The 19,484-nt window shown below is 58.8% G+C and carries 15 protein-coding genes and 1 pseudogene; 13 read left to right on the top strand and 3 right to left on the bottom strand.

The window, feature by feature from the left end; translation table 11 throughout:
• Window positions 1-146 precede the first annotated feature (146 nt).
• From virB10 to ACZCWR_RS35760, 4 genes are all read left to right on the top strand, one after another.
• Window positions 147-854 (top strand): type IV secretion system protein VirB10, encoded by a 708-nt coding sequence (gene virB10, locus ACZCWR_RS35775; protein WP_487307200.1) that lies wholly within the window; start codon window positions 147-149, stop codon window positions 852-854.
• On the top strand, window positions 841-1,860 hold the full coding sequence (locus ACZCWR_RS35770; protein ID WP_487307237.1) for an ATPase, T2SS/T4P/T4SS family: 1,020 nt from the start codon (window positions 841-843) through the stop codon (window positions 1,858-1,860). Before virB10 ends, ACZCWR_RS35770 begins: the two co-directional genes overlap by 14 nt.
• 914 nt (window positions 1,861-2,774) lie before the next feature.
• Window positions 2,775-3,044, top strand: a complete 270-nt coding sequence (locus tag ACZCWR_RS35765) for a hypothetical protein (protein WP_487307199.1) — start codon at window positions 2,775-2,777, stop codon at window positions 3,042-3,044.
• A gap of 154 nt (window positions 3,045-3,198) precedes the next feature.
• Window positions 3,199-5,073: a hybrid sensor histidine kinase/response regulator gene (locus ACZCWR_RS35760; protein ID WP_487307198.1), complete on the top strand. Its 1,875-nt coding sequence runs from the start codon at window positions 3,199-3,201 to the stop codon at window positions 5,071-5,073.
• Here the strand turns inward: ACZCWR_RS35760 and ACZCWR_RS35755 are convergent.
• Window positions 5,009-5,746 carry a response regulator gene (locus tag ACZCWR_RS35755; RefSeq protein WP_487307197.1) on the bottom strand — a complete coding sequence of 246 codons (738 nt, stop codon included), beginning with the start codon at window positions 5,744-5,746 and terminating at the stop codon, window positions 5,009-5,011. The two genes, ACZCWR_RS35760 and ACZCWR_RS35755, sit on opposite strands and share 65 nt — an antisense overlap.
• Window positions 5,747-7,675: 1,929 nt before the next feature.
• Between ACZCWR_RS35755 and ACZCWR_RS35750 the strand changes: the two are divergent.
• The 6 genes and pseudogenes from ACZCWR_RS35750 to ACZCWR_RS35725 form a co-directional block, all read left to right on the top strand.
• A pseudogene (locus ACZCWR_RS35750) lies at window positions 7,676-8,139 on the top strand (phosphate-starvation-inducible PsiE family protein); the annotation flags it as partial.
• Window positions 8,140-8,414: 275 nt separating this feature from the next.
• Entirely contained in the window at window positions 8,415-9,251 is an 837-nt protein-coding gene (locus tag ACZCWR_RS35745; RefSeq protein ID WP_487307196.1) for a helix-turn-helix domain-containing protein, read from the top strand.
• A 177-nt stretch (window positions 9,252-9,428) separates the two neighbouring features.
• On the top strand, window positions 9,429-10,004 hold the full coding sequence (locus tag ACZCWR_RS35740; protein WP_487307195.1) for an HdeD family acid-resistance protein: 576 nt from the start codon (window positions 9,429-9,431) through the stop codon (window positions 10,002-10,004).
• Window positions 10,005-10,057: 53 nt separating this feature from the next.
• Complete coding sequence (locus tag ACZCWR_RS35735; RefSeq protein ID WP_487307194.1) at window positions 10,058-10,480, top strand: PRC-barrel domain-containing protein; 423 nt, start codon at window positions 10,058-10,060, stop codon at window positions 10,478-10,480.
• A 79-nt stretch (window positions 10,481-10,559) separates the two neighbouring features.
• On the top strand, window positions 10,560-11,159 hold the full coding sequence (locus ACZCWR_RS35730) for an Hsp20/alpha crystallin family protein (protein WP_487307193.1): 600 nt from the start codon (window positions 10,560-10,562) through the stop codon (window positions 11,157-11,159).
• A gap of 140 nt (window positions 11,160-11,299) precedes the next feature.
• Window positions 11,300-14,134 carry an ATP-dependent Clp protease ATP-binding subunit gene (locus ACZCWR_RS35725; RefSeq protein ID WP_487307192.1) on the top strand — a complete coding sequence of 945 codons (2,835 nt, stop codon included), beginning with the start codon at window positions 11,300-11,302 and terminating at the stop codon, window positions 14,132-14,134.
• Between the two features lie 47 nt (window positions 14,135-14,181).
• Here ACZCWR_RS35725 and ACZCWR_RS35720 read toward each other — a convergent pair whose 3' ends face one another.
• Window positions 14,182-14,454 (bottom strand): UBP-type zinc finger domain-containing protein, encoded by a 273-nt coding sequence (locus ACZCWR_RS35720; RefSeq protein WP_075644554.1) that lies wholly within the window; start codon window positions 14,452-14,454, stop codon window positions 14,182-14,184.
• Window positions 14,455-14,512: 58 nt separating this feature from the next.
• The gene (locus ACZCWR_RS35715; RefSeq protein WP_487307191.1) at window positions 14,513-15,790 is read right to left on the bottom strand and encodes an NAD(P)/FAD-dependent oxidoreductase; all 1,278 of its coding nucleotides are present in this window, start codon (window positions 15,788-15,790) and stop codon (window positions 14,513-14,515) included.
• A gap of 268 nt (window positions 15,791-16,058) precedes the next feature.
• On the opposite strand from ACZCWR_RS35715, the gene ACZCWR_RS35710 reads away from it, so the two are divergent.
• From ACZCWR_RS35710 to ACZCWR_RS35700, 3 genes are all read left to right on the top strand, one after another.
• Window positions 16,059-16,295: a hypothetical protein gene (locus ACZCWR_RS35710; RefSeq protein WP_487307190.1), complete on the top strand. Its 237-nt coding sequence runs from the start codon at window positions 16,059-16,061 to the stop codon at window positions 16,293-16,295.
• Window positions 16,296-17,464: 1,169 nt separating this feature from the next.
• A complete protein-coding gene (locus tag ACZCWR_RS35705) occupies window positions 17,465-18,670 on the top strand; it encodes an alcohol dehydrogenase catalytic domain-containing protein (protein ID WP_487307189.1) in 1,206 nt (401 codons plus the stop codon).
• Window positions 18,671-18,798: 128 nt separating this feature from the next.
• Complete coding sequence (locus tag ACZCWR_RS35700) at window positions 18,799-19,365, top strand: type 1 glutamine amidotransferase domain-containing protein (RefSeq protein ID WP_487307188.1); 567 nt, start codon at window positions 18,799-18,801, stop codon at window positions 19,363-19,365.
• The last annotated feature ends 119 nt before the right edge of the window (window positions 19,366-19,484 follow it).

The following is a 19,484-nucleotide window of genomic DNA, read 5'->3' as shown; positions in this document are numbered from 1 at the left end:
CGTCCGCCACGCCACCTCAACACGCATCGACAGGCCACCCAGCCGCAGGAAGGCGGGAGCTCACGCCTGAGGAGAAAGCGTATCAGCGTCGCCTCGATGGGAACGGCGGAAATATACAAGAGGCAGCCCCGAACGCAGGGGCTGGGATGGCGAAAGCAGCGTCAGTTGCCAACTCGACATCAGCAAGTGCCGACAGTTCAGCGTTAGCATCGAGGATGAATGGCTCCAGCATCAGCCGGGTGATGGCAAGCGTGTTTCAACACTCCAGCCTAACGGTGCCTGCGGGAACGATGATCCAGTGCGGAACGGCAACCGAGCTCGATACAACTGTTCCCGGGCAGATCAAGTGCCAAGTGAGCCAAGACGTGTACTCTTTCGATCACAAGGTTCGTCTGATCGACAAGGGCGCCACTGTCGTCGGCGAAGCAAGCGGTGGTATCAAGAGCGGCCAGGCGCGTGTGTTTGCGCTGTGGAATCGGCTCGTCAATCCTGACGGCGCGGTGATCGCGCTGAATAGCCCTGGCACGAATGCCCTTGGCAGCGCCGGCATTCCCGGACAGGTTGACTCGCATTTCTGGGAACGCTTTGGTCCCGCCATCCTGATTTCGGTTATTTCAGACTTCGGAGACGCTGGCGTCCAGTACGCCGCGAACAAGGCGAGTAGCGGAGGCACCAACCTCAATTTCGACAATACATCTCAAACCTCGGACTCGGTGGCGCGAGAAGCGCTTGCTGCGACGATCAACATTCCGCCGACCCTCTACGACCAACAGGGCGACCATGTGGCGATCTTCGTGCGGCAAGATCTTGATTTCAGCAGCGTGTACGAGTTGAATCGTGATGTCACTCCTTAGAACTCAGTCGTTCATTGCCTCAGACCATGCTGTTCGTATGACGTTGGGGCCATTGTTGCGATATCTCGAAGATCCTGCGGTGTTCGAGGTTCGCATCAACAAGTTCGAGCAGGTGGTCGTGGCCAGGACCGACGGACGAGAGCTCTGTCACGAACCAGCCATTACTCCGGCCTACATCAACAACTTGACGAACACACTGTTGTCGTACAACGGGTTAGGACCTTCCCCCATCATGGACGTGAAGTTGCCGGACGGGACTCGCGGGGTGATCGTGCGCCCTCCCGCAGTGCTCGAAGGCACTGTGCTCATGTGCTTCCGAAAGCACCTGCAGGTACGCAAAGGGCTCAGCGAGCTAGAGAGGGAAGGGCGGTTTGCGAATGCGACGCGCCGCACGATCAAGGATATGCTGAAGCTCGACATAGTCGAAGAAAAGCTGATGGGTCTCCTCGAATGCGGCGACGTCGTAGCTTTCATGCGAGAGGCCGTCCGAAGCAAGAGGAATATTTGCGTTTCTGGAAAAACTGGGTCGGGTAAATCAACGCTGACCCGTACGCTGCTCGCCGAAGTGCCTTCCACTGAGCGCGTACTGTTGATGGAAGACGTGCATGAAGTCGAGGCCGACAATCAGCATGAAGTCGGGTACATGATGTACGGCAAGCAGCAAGGGCGCGTCTCGGCCAAGGAATGCCTGACGGCAGCGATGCGTTTGTCACCCGATCGGATTTTCCTGACGGAGCTCCGCGACGCCGCCGCGTGGGATTACCTTACCGGCGCGAACACCGGGCATCCAGGTGGGATATTTTCGACGCACGCGGACAACGCCGCGACGACATTTGCGCGTATCGCAACGCTTGTGAAGGCCTCGGATGTGGGGCGCACAGTCGACTACGACGTAATTCTCCGGACTGTCATCACAACGGTCGACGTTGTCATCTACATGGCAGACCGTGAGGTCAAGGAGATTTATTATGATCCACTACACAAGCGACGTCAGCTCGTCGGCTAGACGCGAAGTAGAGAACTTCTGTTGATTTTCACCGAGTCTTGACCCCCGGTGGGTTAAGACTCCGTGAAAATCAACACGAAGAGGCGCTCGAACGCTTTTCAGCCGATGTGACGGTGCTTATCACCGACGTAGTGCTCCCGGGTCAGCAAGGACAAGCGCTAGCGTCGAGCATCCGAGCGCGTAACAAGCGGGTGGGTGTCGTGCTCGCGACGGGCGGCGAGGCTGAGACCTCGATTTCCAATAGCGTCCAACTTCGTAAGCCCTATGAAACCGAGGACCTAAACCGGGCGGTGCGCGAGGCGTGGAAAATTGCGGGTTGATTCGAAAACAACAAAGTAAGTGAAATGCGAAAAATCGAGAAGTGCTATTTAAATAGGAAAATTTTTTCAAAATCAGTTTTCCTCATTGGTCAGCGCGATCAGCGCCTCTGCGTTGACGCAGGCGAGAATTGCACCGGCTGCGACCAAGCTGCTCAACGGCTACATCGGTCCTGTCTAGTTCCGCGCGCGACGCAACAGATACCTCGGTCGGGCATTTCGCGAAACGCCTCCGCTGAAGACGCACCGAAGCAGTGTGGCTTTCCCGTGCATGACGGCGTGGAAGCCGATGCGGGAAACGACGGCGGCGGTGAGCGAGTAAGAGGCTTTCGCGCGCACCAAGCGAATCCGCACCTATCAGCCGCTCGCCTGTCCACCCACTGGCTACAAATGTAGTAGCTGCGAATTCAGGATCGATACATCTCTCCGACTGTACGGCCACGGATGCAGGTGGCCGCGAACTCTACTTTTGAAAATACTAGAAGCCACAGCCAGGCCGACGCAATCCTGGTCGTTCGAAGAGATATTTGGCCTGCGATCCCTAGCGTTGGGGAATGGGCTATTTGCGCTGACACTGCAATTGTATGGAGAACGGTCATGAAGCGGAATTATTTTGTAGAGGTGTGCGTAGTTGTTGCCCTTTGTGCCACGGGAACGGACAGCTTCGCACAGTCGACGTCGGCTCACGAGCAGACGGCCACTGCTCAAAACACTGCGCCGGAGTCCGCCAGCACGGAATCGTCAACAGGATCGGAAAAGTTGAATACGGGGCAAAAATCTCGGGAGGAAGTAATGCGCGAACTGAAGGACTTCCAAGCCAGCGGCGGAGCGGCAAAGATGCAGGAGATCTATCGGGGCGGCAGTTGATCGAATGGTGGTTTAGAGAACAAGCCCGATATGCGTCTGAAGTTACAGATGCCTTTACGCTGCATAACGTAGTGGTAACAACCGCCGGATTAGCTTTCGCGAAGCGCCTCGGAATGCTAGCGTTAGAGGATAGCGTGCCTTTGGAAGCATCGTCATGACCTCGTCAGGGCTGTGGGTGCACACGTTCAGATCGGCGGCTAAGGAACGTGCGTTCCGGCTCGACTACGCGCAGCGCTTCTCCAAACAGCGCAAACTCGCCATCGCGATCTTCACTGCGCTATGGATCTTTTTTTCCTTAGTCGATTTTATGCGGCTCGACACACTCGATCCCGCCCAACTGCACCACAACGAACTCATCTTCGTGAGGACCGCGGCAGCGATCGGCATGAGCATTGCCGTGCTGTTGTGGACCCCGCGCGCGCTAAACGAACGCTGGGCTGTCGGGCTGCTCTGCCTATGGACCCTCAGCGCCTGGCTCGCCACCCTGAGAATGATGCAGATCGAAGACCCTCGCTTGCAACACTCGGTCTACTCAATACTGACGCTCACGCTGTTTATGATATTTATGGCCTTCCGACTTCGAGCGGTCACGACGGCGTGGCTCGTCGGGATTTGCGTTTTGAGTTATCTGCTCATGCTGTTGCTAGCGCCCCCCGGCGAGAAGTTCGGCATCCACCTGTCGTCGATGCTTGCGCATGCCCAGAGCCTGCCGCTGGCGTATGCCATCGGGGTCGTTGTCAGTATTCCGTTGGAACGTTCGGCTCGGCGCGAATTCATGTATCGGCGCAGCTTGCGCGCGGCCAAGGCGCGCGTTGAAGTTGCGTCGCGTGCAGTCAGCGAACAGAACAATCGCATGCAGGAACTCGTCGAGGAGAAGGAGCGATTTTTTTCGTCGGCGTATCACGACATCCAGCAGCCGCTCGCCGCGATCAACCTCTTCATCCGGAGCGTCCGGACGGGGATCAGGGAAGGGCGCGCAGTGGATCGCGACCTTGATGTCATTGAGGAGACTGCGTCCGACATCCTCGACATGTTCAAAGAGATCCAGGACTATAGCGAGCTGGGCTCGTATGTTCCCCGACTTTCGCCGGTCAATACACTCGTGTTGTTGACCGAGGTCCTCGAGCAATATCAACAGGCGGCTCAGTCGCGGGGAATCGATCTCAGACTCGCGCGGCGGCGAGTGCCCCCGCCGTCCATCGAGACCGACCGGTCGCTCTTCAAGCGGGCCGTATCAAATCTCGTATCAAACGCAATCAAAAGCACGTCATCAGGCGGCGTCGTGCTTGGCTGGGCGCGACTCGATGGACGGCTGCGCGTCGATGTTTGGGACACCGGAATTGGCATTGCGTCCAACCAAAAGGAGGCAATTTTCGCCGAGTATTATCAAATTCACAATCCGGAGCGTGACCGCTCGAAAGGGCTGGGACTCGGACTCTCGATCGTACAGCGCGTCGTTCGTATTCTGCCGGGGCACTCCATGAGCTTCGCGTCGGTTGAGGGGCGCGGATCACGCTTTTCGCTCTATACGACCATTTCAGCCTTGATGCCTGATGCCGGAGCGAATCACCGTGGTACCCGCGACAGTCCCGATCTTTGCGGCACGTTCATGCTTCTTTGCGACGACGAACCGATCGTCCTGGAAGGCCTCCGGCGACTGTTTTCAAGTGCTGGTGCGCTCGTAATGGCCGCGGAGTCGATTGCCGGATTTGAAGCCATGCTTTCCGATGACAGCCGAGTTCCCGACCTTATCATCACGGATATCCGGCTGCGCGATGGAGCTTCCGGGTTGGAAGTCGCCCATCGGATCAGGCGTCACTTTGCGTGGGCTGGTGTCATTCCCGTCGCCTTCGTCACCGGCGAGTTGCTATCTGTCCGAGTGCTTCGCGACTTCTCTGAGCCTTTCGTGCTACTGCGTAAATCCTCCGCGCCGGAAGACCTGCTGGCGCAGCTCAGCCGGTTCGCTACCCAGTGGAACGGGTGTCTCGATCCGACGAAGCATTTGCGACCAACGGGGTCCCGAGTGTAATGCCCCTGTCTGCCAGCATCACGATGAGTTCTGTGCGCCGCCGCAGATTGAAGTGCGCGAGCAGATGACTGACGTACTTGCGCACGGTGATATCTTCGAGCCCCATCTTCGATGCGATGGCTTTGGAAGGAAGTCCACGTACGAGCCACGTGAGCGTTTCTTGCTCGCGAGGCGTAAGCCCGAGAAGTGGAGCGTCCCGGAGTTCGGTAGCACCGTTCGTCGGACGTGACTTTACTGACTCGTTTGCCAGTGCTTCATTTATGTTGATCGAGTGTCTCAGCCCGGCGATGCTCGCCGCAGGCAAAAACACACCGCCAGAAAGCACAGCGACGATCGCGGCATGGAGTGCTTTGGGCGACGACGATTTAGGGACGTAGCCTGTCGCGCGGAGTTGGAGACACCGACCAACTGTCTCCGTACGTTCATCGGCCGATACTATAACCACGGGCAAGCATGGTCGTGCGTCTTTCAACCGGGCCAGTGCGTCACAACCATTCCCATCGGGAAGTTCGAGGTCCAGAAAAACGATGTCGGGCTGCTCCGTCATCGCCATGTCCATTCCATGCGACAAGGTACTCGCATGCAGCAGCCAAGTTTCCGGGAAAAGCTCCTTGATGAGCAGTGCAAGACCTGCCCTGAAGAGTTCGTGATCGTCGACGAGCAGTACGCGCATCGCATTGTCTCCCAGCAATACATGCACATTATACGGATGAAGTAAGCGGCGTTCGGATTATAGTAATCGGTCAAATGGCCGGTAATCAAAAGATCTTACACGCGGTTTTATCGTTGAGACACGCCAATGGCACGCGATGTGATCAGCGAACGAGCGTTTAGGAGCGGAACATTTGAGGTTTGTGCGGGCAGGTGCCGACAGTGTATTTGACCGGAGCGTCCGATCCCGCCAAGTGCATCAAGTGCTGGAAATCTAAAGATGCGACCATCAGGAGGACGTTCGAGCGGTTTTTTTCAGATAAGCGATACGGCTGTCGGCAGTTCTCATTGGTCCGATCCTCAATGTTTATAAGGATTCGCTAGCTGCGTAATGCTCGATCGCATAAGTCGGCTGCGCGAAGCGTTTGTACGAAGCGCCGTCGAGCTGGGTTCACACGACCGTTGGACGCGCCGTCACATCGAGATGTTTCAGGTCGGACTTCCGACTCATGCTCTGACCTTGCCTGCGGCAAAGTTCCTAAGCCACAAAAACGGCTTGCTGCTCAACTCGTGTGCACCGTTGCGACCCGTGTGCAGTAGGGCGAACAGTGCGCGACACAGGACAGAATCATCAGTTGACAATTCACGCTCAACGGCGAGCAGCGATCGAAGCTCCGCGACGCACGGACTTTGTAAGAGCAGATGGCCGTTATTCACTTTGAGCTCGGCCGTACCCGTAAGCGACGCCTTGAACGGCAGCAGAGGGTCGACATGGCTCATTTGCTAGCAAAAAAGCTCGAACTAAGCTTCGGATCGAAGGCCGCCGCGAAGCGGTACTGTTTGCCAGCACAAACGTTCGAGTTGAGCTATGTCAAAGCCGAACGCCATCACAATCAATCGAACTTGTTGAAACTTAGGGCAACTACTAAAATTTCATAAATAAGTTTATGTGAAGTTCAATTCGCTATAAACCCACGACACATGGCTTAACGCAGCTTGCCATGTCGATTATTTGCAATCTGTTCCCGCTTGCGAGCTAGCCTGGCCTTCTCCTGACTTGCACCGTACTCTGCCTCGGACGCGGTAACCACGCCAGCCGCTGCGCCACTCAGATCTATGCGGACATTGCCTTCGATACTGGATCCGCAGCGCGTACCGCTTACTTTCATGAGCTCGGGAAATAAGGGCAATGCGAAAAGCGATCCAGAAGCGCATGGACTATGTTTGGCGAGGCAATCGAGCCGCTTAAAGTGACTTCGCTTAAGCCGTTTGCGAAGAAATCGCGAATTGCAACTGTCGGCCATGAAACGCCGTTCCGACGCGCTGATGCTGGGACATTCAGGCGCCTGTTCTACTCTGGAAGCGGTCGTTCAGTTCAATTCGCCGCCGCTTGGGATCATTCCTGTGACTGCCAGAACTAGATAGCCTCGTGCATTCCATCTAAAGCTGGGAGCTGAGGGCTCGGGGCTGTTCATTGGAGTGTTCGAAGGCGCGAGCGCATGCCGCGGGTTGTCACGGCGCTTAAACATATGAAGCCCTGCCCAGTTGTCGCGATCATTGTATGCAACGAAAACGGACGCGTCCCACGCGTGAACGTATAAGCAGAAGATGGTGGATCCCCATGGGTCAACGGCATCGCCGTCCCAAGGTGGAACATGGTCGCTCTGTCAATCGGAGGATGCACAGATGAATGCTACGCCAGTGGGGCGGGCACCCGTTCCGCCCACGACGTCCGCCGCGCGTGCCTTCTTTGCACCAGCGTTGGCGGCGCCGTGCGATGAGACGCCTTGTGCACAGCAGATAGGAGAAAAGAAGCAGCACGAAGACGAAAGAAAAGGCTGCATGCATGGCTCAACATCAGGGGCCGGCTACGGTTTTTGTTGCCGCTTTCACCGGGCATCCCGCCATGATTGGCGTCACCCCATGGCCGAGTCTTCCTGCAAACCGATCCATGAGCAAACCAACCCAAATTCGCGTGAAGCTCGACGAATTTCGGCTGCAATGGCGCGTGCTGACCTTCTACGAGCGCTTCGAGCAGATCATCGCCCACATCCTGAGCCTCGTGATCTCGGTGATCATCGTTGTATCGCTGTGGCAGTTGTTCGGGCGGTCATGGCGCTATTGCTGTCCGGGGCACTCAATCCGCTGGATCACGCGATCTTTCAAGCGGTTTTCGGCATGGTGATGACGTTGTTGATCGCAATGGAATTCAAGCATTCGATCACCCGCGTAATGTTAAGACGCGACCACATCGTGCAGGTCAAGACAGTGATCCTTATCGCGATGCTCGCGATAGCACGCAAGTTCATCATCCTTGATCCAGCTACCGACCCTGGTCGCATTGCCGCACTTGCAGCCGCGCTGCTGGCGCTTGGCAACGTCTACTGGCTCATGCGGCAACGCGACGATCCCGTCGATGCGGCGATTGAAGAGCGCGCCGCGCGGGATCGCAAAACGCGAAATCGATTACCTGCTCCTTCTCAAAGATCATCGAGGCCCCCAAGTTTTGCTCGATCGTCACGCAGGCCTGCACACCTTGCGCGCATCGGGCGGGAGTTGCATCTTTGCCATCGTACGTACGGCATGCATAAAACAAAGAGACGAGCTCACAAAACAAGCTGGCATCGACAGAAACTGGACTACTATGTAACCTCTGATACTTCGAGGTCTCCCGTCCGGGGACGCGCGCAATGGAGCAACTACAGCGTTCCCCACAGTTGCACCGCCTTACCTGCCAGGGGATCGGGGCGTCATGCACGGACCCCGAACGGAATTCGGAGCAATGGATCCTGTGCATCATCCCGGCGGATCGGACTACCGCACACGCGAACACCATCCGCAGCAGCGCGCGCCCCTATCAGCATCTAAGCGTCAGCGCGCCGTTTATCGGGATTGTGCCGGCCTGGGCTCATGTCGAGCTTGTAAATGACGACGATCCGTGCGGCCTCGTTGTCGCCCTCCATTGGGCTAAGCTAAAAGAAACCGCTCGAAGCGCGCTCGGCACTACGGCTTGCGAAATCCCTTGTTGGTTCAAGGCCTGGGATCCTTTCATGCGCGAAGCGGGCGACACGCTTTCCGCATTGCATTCCAGCAGTAGCCCAGACCCTAGATGCCTAGCGGCGTTCGCTGACGTATTCTCAATTCATCTCGCCCACCGGTATGGACTCACCGCCGATACGCCCGATGCGGCTACGAGCCTTACCCACGCAAAGCTAAGCGTCGTGGAACATTTCATACACGAGCACATCGCGGACAATATCCAGATCGCGGAACTCGCTGCGGTCGTGCACATGAGCCAGTCGCATTTCGCGCGGGCTTTTAAGACCGCGACAGGGCATCCGCCGCACTTATACCTGACGACCGAAAGGTTGAGATTAGCGCAATCGATGCTCTCTGAAGGGAGCCTCCCGCTGATCGATATCGCAGCGCGTGTCGGCTTTCAGACGCAGCAGCATTTCACCGCGGTATTTCATCGATATGTGGGGAGTACGCCCCGCGCTTTCCGCCTTGCGCATTACCGTCCCTAGGGTCCGGCGTGAGGCCTCTTCGACAGGATCATTGAGCAAGCAACAAACGCAGAAAGCCGACACCTTTGGGTAGGAACTCGAAAGAAGAACGCGCGTCGCGGACGTAGGCTTGATCAAATAGAAATTGCACGCGCTGCGCCAGCCGGATATCGGCGATCCGCTTCGGGAGCCCAAACGATGGACGAACTGCTCGGTCGTGCATGGTGGATGCTCGCGTTGCGTGGCGCCGCAGAAATCCTGTTCGGCCTCCTCGCGCTTTGCTGGCCTGGCTTCACGCTGCTGCTTTTTGTCGCGATGTTCGCAGTGTATGCATTCATCGGCGGCGTCGCAGCGGTCAGCGCGGCGATACGAAATCGTTCGATCCGCACCGATTGGTGGCTCCCGTTGCTGTTAGGGCTATGCATGATCGCTTCGGGCCTGATCGCCGTCGGGGCGCCGGGCGTCACGACGCTCGTGCTGATCACCTTGATGGGCGCAAACGCCATCGTCACCGGAGTGCTCGACCTCATCACCTGGGTTCGCCTGAAGAGACGCGGCCGAACGCACTGGCTGCTCCTAATCATCGGTAGCCTGTCGGTTCTGTTCGGCATCGTGGTGCTGGCCGTTCCGGGTGCTGGCGCGCTCGCCCTCGTCTGGATGATCGGCATCTACGCGATCATGACCGGTGCGCTTCTGCTCGTCCTTGGCCTCGGAGCACGGAATTGGCGCAGCCCCGTCCTTCGTGACCAGCACAACACGCCGCTGCTTTCATGAGGCGCATGCCGCGCCCGGCGTCCACGTAGTCCGTTGCGCATTTGGAGAACGCCATGAAGCCTAACCTCGTATCGGCCGCAAGGCTGTCGTCATTCATCCTCGCGCTGTCCGTCTGTGGCTTCGCCGCCAGCGGCGCGACCGCGCAGGATGCGCCCATCGCCGGCAAAGTGACGCTCGGGGTGACCGTCACCGAAGAGCAAGTAGTCGCCAGAGGCTGGCGCGCATCCAAGATGCTTCACGCCGATGTCTACAACGAAAAGAACGAAAAGATCGGCCGCGTCGACGACCTGATTGTCGCGCCCGATGGCTCGCTTTCGGCCGCGATTATCGACGTCGGCGGCTTTCTCGGCGTCGCGGCGCACCGTGTCGCCATCCCCATCCAGCAGTTCAAGCAGATAGCGCCGAAGGCCATCCTGGTTGGCGCCAATAAGGACGCGCTCAAGAAACTGCCGGAGTTCGAATATGCCAAGGGCTGACATTGGCCGCGAGCGCCAAGGCAGCAGTCACTGAAGATTCGGGCCGCTCTGACGGCTCATCGGAACAAGGAGCATAGCGATGCTATTGGACCTCGATAAGTGGAACCCCTTTCGGTTCCTGCGCAAAAGTCCCGAGGAAAAGGGCGCAGACGCGAAGCTGAACGCCCCGCCCTCGCAGCAGGCCCCCGCGCCGTCTACCTCAGAAGCGGCCGCGTCCGCCTGGCCGGCATCGTTCGATGCGGCCCGTTGGCCGCTGCCCGATCCCCTGCATCTTCTCACCGACCTCGTACGCGATCCGTTCGGCGGGATGGGACGGCTTGGCAACTGGTTCGGCGACTTTAGTCCCAGCCGCTTCCAGCCGCGACTCGACGTGGTCGACGAAGGCGACGCGCTTCGCATCGCGGCCGAATTGCCAGGACTGTCGCGCGAGGACGTGGAGCTGGAAGTCGTTGAGGACATGCTGGTGCTGACCGGCGAGAAGCGCATCGAATCGAAGAGCGACGAGAAGGGCTGCTACCGGGTGGAGCGGGCGTTCGGACGCTTCCAGCGCGCCATTCCGCTGCCCTCTGGCGTCGATGTCGAACGCGCTGAGGCGAACTTCGAGAATGGCGTGCTCACCGTGCGGGTGCCCAAAGCGGCGAATGAACCCGCGGCGAAGCGGTGCCTCGAGATCAAATAGCCCGGTGTCGCACACGGCGGCATCCGGACCGCTCGACAGCTTTCATGGCCCTCGACGATCTCCCCTTCGCGACGAAACTCGTCAGGCTGTGCGCGCGTAACGCCAGGGACCATGCCCTTATTCACACTACGGAGAACATCATGCCTACTTGCAGCGTTTGCGGCAAACCGGCAACCTCGCAGATCACGATCACCGAAAACGGCCAGCGCCGTCAGCTGATGCTGTGCGATGAGCACTACATGGAGTTCATGGCGCGCAATCAGCGCCGTCTGTCGCCGCTTGAGTCTCTCTTTCACGGCGGACTGTTCGACAGATTGTTCGAAGACATGTGGCCGCAGATGGAAAGCGACCAAAGTGGCCGGTCACGCATCGGACGCTCGCCCGGACAAGCCGGCGGCTCGGATCAGCGTGCAGACGCCGATAGCGGGCAAATGGGTGAGTCCACCGGTGGTCAGGCGGGGGGCCGGCCGCGCCGGCATCGCCGTGCGCGTGAAGCCGTCGATCTGCAGACGTTCATGAGCGAAAGCGGCCTGGACCGCTTGCAGGCGGCTGCGCAGATGGCGGTCGAGTTCGGCAAGTCCGAAGTCGATACCGAGCACCTGCTGCTGGCACTCGTCAGCAATAACGTGGTGCAGGAGATTCTGCGGGAATTCAAGCTCGATCCTGAGGAGATCAGGAAGAATATCGAGCAGAACGCACCACGCGGCAACCGCGCGCAGAAGACGGATGAAGAACGCATCGGCGTGTCACCGCGCGCGAAGAGTGCGCTTGAAAACGCGCTCACGGCGTCACGAGAACTCGGCCACAGCTACGTCGGACCGGAGCATATCTTGATCGGGCTCGTGGAAGAGGAAGACGGCTTCGCGGGGGAGCTGCTGCGCAAGTACGGGTTATCGTCGCATGCGCTCAGGCAGAGGACGGTCAAGGTGGTCGGCAAGGGCGCCGAGGAAGGCACCGTCGAGGGCCGCTCGACCACACCGACGCTCGACAAGTACGCGCGCGATCTCAGCGATCTCGCCCGGCGCGGCAGGCTCGATCCGGTAATCGGCCGCGACAAGGAAATCGAAACGACTATCGAAGTCCTTGCGCGTCGGCGCAAGAACAACCCGGTGCTGATCGGCGAACCCGGCGTCGGCAAGACGGCGATCGTCGAAGGACTCGCGCAGCGCATCGCCCAGGACCAGGTGCCGGAAGTGTTGCGTGGCAAGCGCGTCGTTGAGTTAAATATCAACAGCGTGGTGGCGGGGGCAAAGTATCGTGGCGAGTTCGAAGAGCGCGTGAAGCTGGTTCTCGACGAAATCGTCGAGAACCAGGACCGGCTGATCATCTTCATCGATGAACTGCATACGATCGTCGGTGCTGGCCAGGGCGGCGGCGAAGGCGGGCTCGATATCGGCAACGTCTTCAAACCGGCGCTCGCGCGCGGCGAATTGCATCTTGTGGGCGCGACGACGCTCAACGAATACCAAAAATACATCGAGAAAGATTCGGCGCTCGAACGGCGCTTTCAGCCGGTGAACGTGCCCGAGCCGAGCGTCGCGGAGACGATCGAAATCCTGCGAGGACTGCGTGACCGCCTTGAAGCGCATCACAAGGTGAAGATCACCGAAGAGGCGATCGCGGCCGCTGCGAAGCTGTCGGACCGGTATATCGCAGCGCGCTTCCTGCCCGACAAGGCCATCGACCTGCTCGACCAGGCGGCCGCTCGCGTGCGCATTTCGTCGAATTCCCGGCCGGGCCAACTGCATGACATCGAGGCGACCATCCGCCGCACACGTCAGGAACAGGACGCGGCAAGCGCCGCCAAGCAGTTCGACAAGGCAAAGCAACTTGAAGACAAGCTCGTCTCCGAACAGAAGCGGCTCAACGATGCGACCGAAGCGTGGAAGAAGGAGCGCGGCACCAGTTCGCAAGAGGTCACAGCCGAGGACATCGCGCAGATCGTGGCGTCGCTCACCGGCGTGCCGGTGTCTGAACTCACCGCCGAGGACCGCGAGAAGCTGCTGCGTCTCGAAGACCGCTTGAAGGAACGCGTAGTCGGTCAGAACGAGGCGGTCAGCGCCGTCGCGAAGGCGGTCCGACTCTCACGCGCCGGCCTCACCGAAGGTGGCAAGCCGACCGCGAGCTTTCTCTTTCTCGGACCGACTGGCGTGGGCAAGACCGAGCTCGCCAAAGCGCTCGCCGCAACGGTGTTTGGCGACGAGAACGCGCTCGTGCGCATCGACATGAGCGAGTACGCCGAACGGCATACCGTAGCCCGGCTGGTGGGCGCGCCTCCGGGCTATGTCGGCTACGAGGAAGGCGGTCAGCTGACTGAGCGTGTGCGACGCCGCCCATATAGCGTGGTGTTGCTCGACGAGATCGAAAAGGCGCATTCGGAGGTGCACAACATCCTGTTGCAGCTCTTCGACGAAGGCCGTCTCACCGACGGCCGGGGCCGTCTCGTCGATTTCACGAACACGATCATCATCGCGACGAGCAATATCGGGTCGCAGTTGATCCAGGAAAACGTGCGCTCCGACAAGAAGCAACTCGACTACCCCGCGCTGCGCGACCGTCTGATGGAAATACTGCGGCATCACTTCAGGCCCGAGTTCCTGAATCGGGTCGATGAAGTCGTCGTGTTCCATGCGCTCGGCAAGGAGCAAATCCGTAGCATTGTGGACCTGCAACTCGCGCGTGTGCAACGCACTGCGGCCGGGCAGAACATCGAGCTGTCGTTCGACAATTCGCTGCGACATCATCTCGCGGAAATCGGCTATGACCCCAAGTTCGGCGCACGGATGCTCAAGCGCAAGATTCGCGCTGAAGTGGAATCGCAACTCGCAGATGCGCTGCTGCGGGGGGATGTTCGCGACGGCGACAAGGTCACAATGACCTACGACTCAGGTTCGCACTCTGTACGTGTGCAAAAAGGCCCCGCACTCGCAGAAGCCACGAAGGAAGAGGCGAAACAAGAACCGGCGCATACGTGAGTCCGGCATTGCGTGAACGGGACACTGCCCTCACGGGCGGCGTCCCGTCACGATTCAAGTTCACCTACGACAATCTCGTCGCGATAGCACCAGATCCAGGTTTCGCCGGGTTCAATTGAGCGCACCAGCGGATGGCCGGTCGCGTGAAAATGCTTGCTCGCGTGCCGGTTGGGCGACGAGTCACAACAGCCGACGTGTCCGCATGAAAGACACAGTCGCAAATGTACCCACGGCTGGCGAAGCTTGATGCACTCCTCGCAATAGTCGATGGGCGTGTGGAGGATGCGGGCCTCGTCTAGATGCGTGCAACCAGGGGTCATGATCGTACTCCTCGGACAGGCGCGCGCAGGCGGCATGCGAAACAAGTTGCGCTTACGCTCACGCGCTATTCAAATATCGATGCACCAGGGCGACAGCCATCGCCCCTTCGCCGACTGCCGACGCAACACGCTTGATCGACCCGTGACGCACGTCGCCCGCTGCGAAAACGCCAGGCACACAGGTCTCCAGATGTAGCGGCGCGCGCTCGAGCGGCCAATTCAGACTCGACCGATATCCCTGCAAGTCGGGACCAGTCACTAGATAACCGGCGTCATCTCGGACAATGCCGACCTCCTGCGCCCATTCGGTCTGGGGCACGCCGCCGATGCAGACGAATAGCCAATTCGCATTTACCGAGATTCGCCGTCCCGTGCGCACATCGGTCAGTGTAATCTCCTGCAGCGTGTCACTTCCTGCGAGCGCGGTCACTTCGGTGCTGGTCCGAACTTCAATGTTCGGCGCCGCCGCGATGCGATCCACCAGGTAGTGGGACAACGTGTTTTTGAGCGAAGTGTCACGCACGAGCATATAGACGCGGTTGGCCGTTTGCGAAAAGTGCATGGCGGCTTGTCCCGCCGAATTGCCGCCTCCCACCACATAGACGTTCTCGCCATGAAGCAGCACTGCTTCGCTCGCGCCCGCGCCGTAGTAAATTCCTGCGCCGAGGAAGCGCGTTTCACCTTCGAGGCCGAGCGCGCGATATGCCACGCCGGTCGCGCAGATCGACGTGCGCGCCGTAATACGTGTGCCATCCTCCAGATACACGATGCCCTGGCCGGGTGGAAACTCCGCCCGCACGCCGGCGCGCGCTATCAGGATATCGGCGCCGAACTTGATGGCCTGGTCGCGCGCCCGTTCTGCCAGCTCGGCGCCGGACACGCCCTGTGGGAAGCCCAGATAGTTCTCGATCTTTGAACTGCTTCCTGCCTGACCGCCCAGCGCCCACCGCTCCACCAGTACGGTGTGCATCCCTTCCGACGCTCCGTAGACAGCTGCGCTCAACCCCGCCGGTCCCGCGCCGTATATGGCCAGATCGTAGGCTTCTCGGGATGGACTGGCAAACCAGCCGAGCTTCTCGGTAATTTGCCGAACGGTGGGACATTCGAGCCGGGTTCCGTCGTGGAAGACGCAGATCGGCAAGCGGGAGTCGGAAAGATGCTGCACGTGGGCAAGATCCTTCGCTTCCTTATCGCTGCCCAGTTCAATCCATTCGAACGGTATGTCGCAGCGATGCAGAAAGTCGCGTATCGCGTAGCCGCTAGCGCTGCGCATGCGCCCGTAGATCCTGACCATGAACTTTTCCGCCTTTGAAGCCATTAAAGCCATTAAAGCCATTGAGGAGTTTCCCGGGTCCTACGTCACACTTTAGACGCACCGTAGGGCTATTTCTTTCGCGATTCACTCGGACTTTGTTGGCTTTCTGCCCACGCTTCCGACACCGCTGTCGTGCTTTGCTGTTTGCGACTAACAAGAGCCCGTCTTCCGTCCGATGCCGGCGTGCTTGGGTCTCCTGCGTCAGTCATTCTGGCTGAGCCGTCTATGGACGATTATCCGCCTATGGGCTATCGGAATGACGTACGTCACTGTGTGTTCACAATGCGCCATGTCAGTCCCGCTGCGGCCTTTGCCGTACCGCAATCTGCCGGCTTCGATGCTCACACGCGCCCGTTTGTATGACCGGTTCCGGATGCGTATCACCGCGTCAATCGGCAAGCACGAACTCGGTACGCATGTCTTCGATCACCCTCTGGATTTTATGTACGCTATCCGCACCGAGGTCATTCAGCGGCACGATGTTCCACTTTCGGCCGGATGCGTCAGGCGGGTGGCGCTCTGGTAACGGTATGCGCATGTGCAAGGCTCCCGGCGCGTCAACGGCGATTTTGCAGTTCGTCGCGAATCTGCTCAGGGGTTCGAATGGATTGTGGCATCGGACTACCTCCTCCGGTCGCACACGGGAATCGTGACGGAATAAGCACACGTTTATCTTGTGTACGCGTGCGCCGACCATCTTTTAAGTCTAGCCGCTAATTCGGACAGTTATCGGGTTCTTACGGACCGTGAGCGACTGGACGGCAGGCTAAAAGTGACTATGTCCTTCTTTCGCCCGACGACGACCTTGCTGGATCGATCAGGACGCTCTCTCTTTCCGGCCCGGCTGATACATCCTTTGTGCCAAAGTTCGGACGTGCGCGCTCCGACGTAATCTTTCAAAAAAGGCAGGGTAGTTGAGGCACGGCAAGGGCGCATGCCCACGGTAAAGCGATGGACCGGATGGGGCGCAGGATCGTGACACATTTGAGCAGGAATCGAAAAGAAACGCGTGCGGGCTGACGACTAGACTGCCGATAGAGCAAGACGCTGCCGATTTGATTTTAAAGTCAACGCTTTGATGCGTCGATTGCAGCACTTTTCAATCCGACTCCAAAACCGCAATGAGCAAATATGTCTGATGCGGAACTCGCACCGCGAGAAGCCCGGCACGATGCGCACATTCCCCTACACAAGTTGTTCGAACCCGTAAAGGTAAGACGGTACAACCTTCGACAACGTAATGGCAGCGCTGACGCGTTCGCGCGCGAACCTTCCGGGCAACATACCGTCGCAGGTTCGACACCTGATAGTCCACGCAACGCGCAGCGGCCCCGCTCAACATCAGCGAAGCGGCGCGGCTGATCATTCAAAGACAGCATTACGCCGGGACACCTAACATGCATAGTCGCAAGCAGGTCGAAGGATGACGGATCGTGACGGACGCCGTGCACTAGGTAGCCAGGTTAATGCTTGTGCAGCTATGGTAGGCAGTACACATTCCGCACGCTTGGCTGTTGCCCGATGAAATGCGGCCCGTGCGCCCTCTGCTGTCCAGCCGAAAGCAGAGGCATTCGTTCACAACGAGCAGGGCGAAGATGTAGGTCCCGCCATGCGTCAAGCCTCGACGCTACAGGTCGAAGAGCTGCCGTGGTTTATCGCGTACAACGTTTCGGATACCAAACAAGGAGATTCATCATGGCTGGGAGTGGAAATCGCGTAGTGACTTTCATGGGTCCAATGAAGATGGAGTTGCAAACTTTCGACTATCCAAAGCTGATCACGCCGACCGGCAAGAAAGCCAATCACGGCGCTATCCTTAAAATCGTGACGACGAATATCTGTGGCAGCGACCAGCACATCTACCGCGGGCGCTTTGCCGCGCCTAAGGGGATGGTGATGGGACATGAGATGACCGGAGAAGTCATTGAGGTGGGACCGGACGTCGAGTTCATCAAAAAGGGCGACCTATGTTCGGTTCCGTTCAACGTCTCTTGCGGCCGCTGCCGCAATTGCAAGGAACGGCACACCGATGTGTGCATGAATGTCAACGATGCCGTCGATTGCGGCGCCTACGGCTTCAATCTCGGCGGCTGGCAGGGCGGCCAGTCCGACTACCTTATGGTGCCTTACGCCGACTGGAACCTGTTGCCTTTCCCGGACAAGGACCAGGCGATGGAAAAGATACGGGATCTCACGCTTTTGTCGGACATCTTGCCGACCGGTTTCCACGGTCTCATGGAAGCTGGCGCCAAAGTAGGCTCGACGGTCTATATCGCCGGAGCCGGGCCGGTCGGCCGGTGTGCGGCGGCGGGAGCGCGCCTGATTGGCGCGTCCTGCATCATCGTGGCCGATACCAACCAGGCGCGGCTGGACCTTTTGAAAAAAAATGGCTGCGAGATAGTCAACCTCACCAGTGCTACGCCGGTGCCCGACCAGATCGAAGCGATTCTGGGCAAGCGGGAAGTCGATTGCGGCGTGGATTGCGTTGGACTGGAGGCGCACGGCAGTGGTCCGGAGTCGAACAGCGAGCACTCGGAAGCGGTGATCAACACGCTTATCGAAGTGGTGCGGGCCGGTGGGGCGATGGGTGTCCCGGGCATCTATACCGACGCGGACCCGAAAGCGAGCACCGATCTCACGAAGAAAGGCCAATTGCCCATTGCCTTCGGCAAAGCCTGGATCAAGTCGCCGAAACTGACGGCCGGACAAGCGCCAATCATGCATTACAACCGCGACCTGATGATGGCGATCTTGTGGGATCGCATGCCCTATCTGAGTGCCATGCTGAACACTGAGATCATCACGCTGGAACAAGCGCCTGATGCCTATAAAACTTTCAGCGAGGGCTCGCCGAAGAAATTCGTCATCGATCCGCACGGCAGCGTGAAGAAAGCCGCATAGAGCCGGCGACAATGTGAAGACGGGCAACTACGTCTCGCTGTCGTAAGACGTCGCAACGTCGCCCACGGCGACTTCCGCATCCGCTAAGAAGGCGCTGCCTGGGCGAAAGCTGTTCATCGGAGTCGAACATGACAAATGGACCTCTTGAGGGACTGAAGATTGCAATCCTGATCGAGGAGGGATTTGAGCAGGTCGAAATGGTCAAGCCTCGTCAGGCGCTCGACGAAGCCGGCGCCGAGACGCGCATCGTCTCGCCGAAGCAAAAGCAGGTCCGCGCCTGGAACTTCACGACATGGGGAGACGAGTTTCCCGTCGACATCGTTCTCGACGACGCCAGGCCGCGAGATTTCGACGCGCTTCTCCTGCCGGGCGGCGTCTTGAACCCAGATGCGCTTCGAATGGAACCTAGGGCGGTGGCATTCGCAAAGGATTTTTTTGACGATGGCAGGCCAGTGGCGTCGATCTGCCACGGCCCGTGGACCATCATCGAGACCGGTGCGGCGCTCGGCCGGCGCGTCACTTCTTGGCCTTCTCTGAAATCTGACCTGAAGAATGCCGGAGCGGAATGGGTGGATCAGGAGGCGGTGGTAGACCAGAATCTCCTCACAAGCCGCAACCCCGAAGATATTCCCGCGTTCAATCGGGAAATGATCAAACTCTTCAGCACTGCGCGCGGGCGGCGGCCAGCTACGTGATAATGTGAAGAGCACCAATGAAGAAAACGCATGGCGGCGGTTCAATTCCACGAGCGCGACGCGTTGCGTGAGCGGCTAGGGCAACAGGCACCTCTACGATGCCGAACGCGCCGCCGCGT

It is taken from the genome of Caballeronia sp. A2-2 (assembly GCF_057612605.2).
Note: the sequence above shows the minus strand (reverse complement) of the source record. Positions and strands in the feature narration are given on the sequence as shown.

Bases quoted from the DNA above. Each gene is read 5' to 3' on its own strand.
- virB10 (WP_487307200.1), top strand. From the start codon at position 147: ATGGCGAAAGCAGCGTCAGTTGCCAACTCGACATCAGCAAGTGCCGAC.
- ACZCWR_RS35770 (WP_487307237.1), top strand. From the start codon at position 841: ATGTCACTCCTTAGAACTCAGTCGTTCATTGCCTCAGACCATGCTGTT.
- ACZCWR_RS35765 (WP_487307199.1), top strand. From the start codon at position 2,775: ATGAAGCGGAATTATTTTGTAGAGGTGTGCGTAGTTGTTGCCCTTTGT.
- ACZCWR_RS35760 (WP_487307198.1), top strand. From the start codon at position 3,199: ATGACCTCGTCAGGGCTGTGGGTGCACACGTTCAGATCGGCGGCTAAG.
- ACZCWR_RS35755 (WP_487307197.1), bottom strand. From the start codon at position 5,746: ATGCGCGTACTGCTCGTCGACGATCACGAACTCTTCAGGGCAGGTCTT.
- ACZCWR_RS35745 (WP_487307196.1), top strand. From the start codon at position 8,415: ATGGAGCAACTACAGCGTTCCCCACAGTTGCACCGCCTTACCTGCCAG.
- ACZCWR_RS35740 (WP_487307195.1), top strand. From the start codon at position 9,429: ATGGACGAACTGCTCGGTCGTGCATGGTGGATGCTCGCGTTGCGTGGC.
- ACZCWR_RS35735 (WP_487307194.1), top strand. From the start codon at position 10,058: ATGAAGCCTAACCTCGTATCGGCCGCAAGGCTGTCGTCATTCATCCTC.
- ACZCWR_RS35730 (WP_487307193.1), top strand. From the start codon at position 10,560: ATGCTATTGGACCTCGATAAGTGGAACCCCTTTCGGTTCCTGCGCAAA.
- ACZCWR_RS35725 (WP_487307192.1), top strand. From the start codon at position 11,300: ATGCCTACTTGCAGCGTTTGCGGCAAACCGGCAACCTCGCAGATCACG.
- ACZCWR_RS35720 (WP_075644554.1), bottom strand. From the start codon at position 14,454: ATGACCCCTGGTTGCACGCATCTAGACGAGGCCCGCATCCTCCACACG.
- ACZCWR_RS35715 (WP_487307191.1), bottom strand. From the start codon at position 15,790: ATGGCTTTAATGGCTTTAATGGCTTCAAAGGCGGAAAAGTTCATGGTC.
- ACZCWR_RS35710 (WP_487307190.1), top strand. From the start codon at position 16,059: ATGTCAGTCCCGCTGCGGCCTTTGCCGTACCGCAATCTGCCGGCTTCG.
- ACZCWR_RS35705 (WP_487307189.1), top strand. From the start codon at position 17,465: ATGGCTGGGAGTGGAAATCGCGTAGTGACTTTCATGGGTCCAATGAAG.
- ACZCWR_RS35700 (WP_487307188.1), top strand. From the start codon at position 18,799: ATGACAAATGGACCTCTTGAGGGACTGAAGATTGCAATCCTGATCGAG.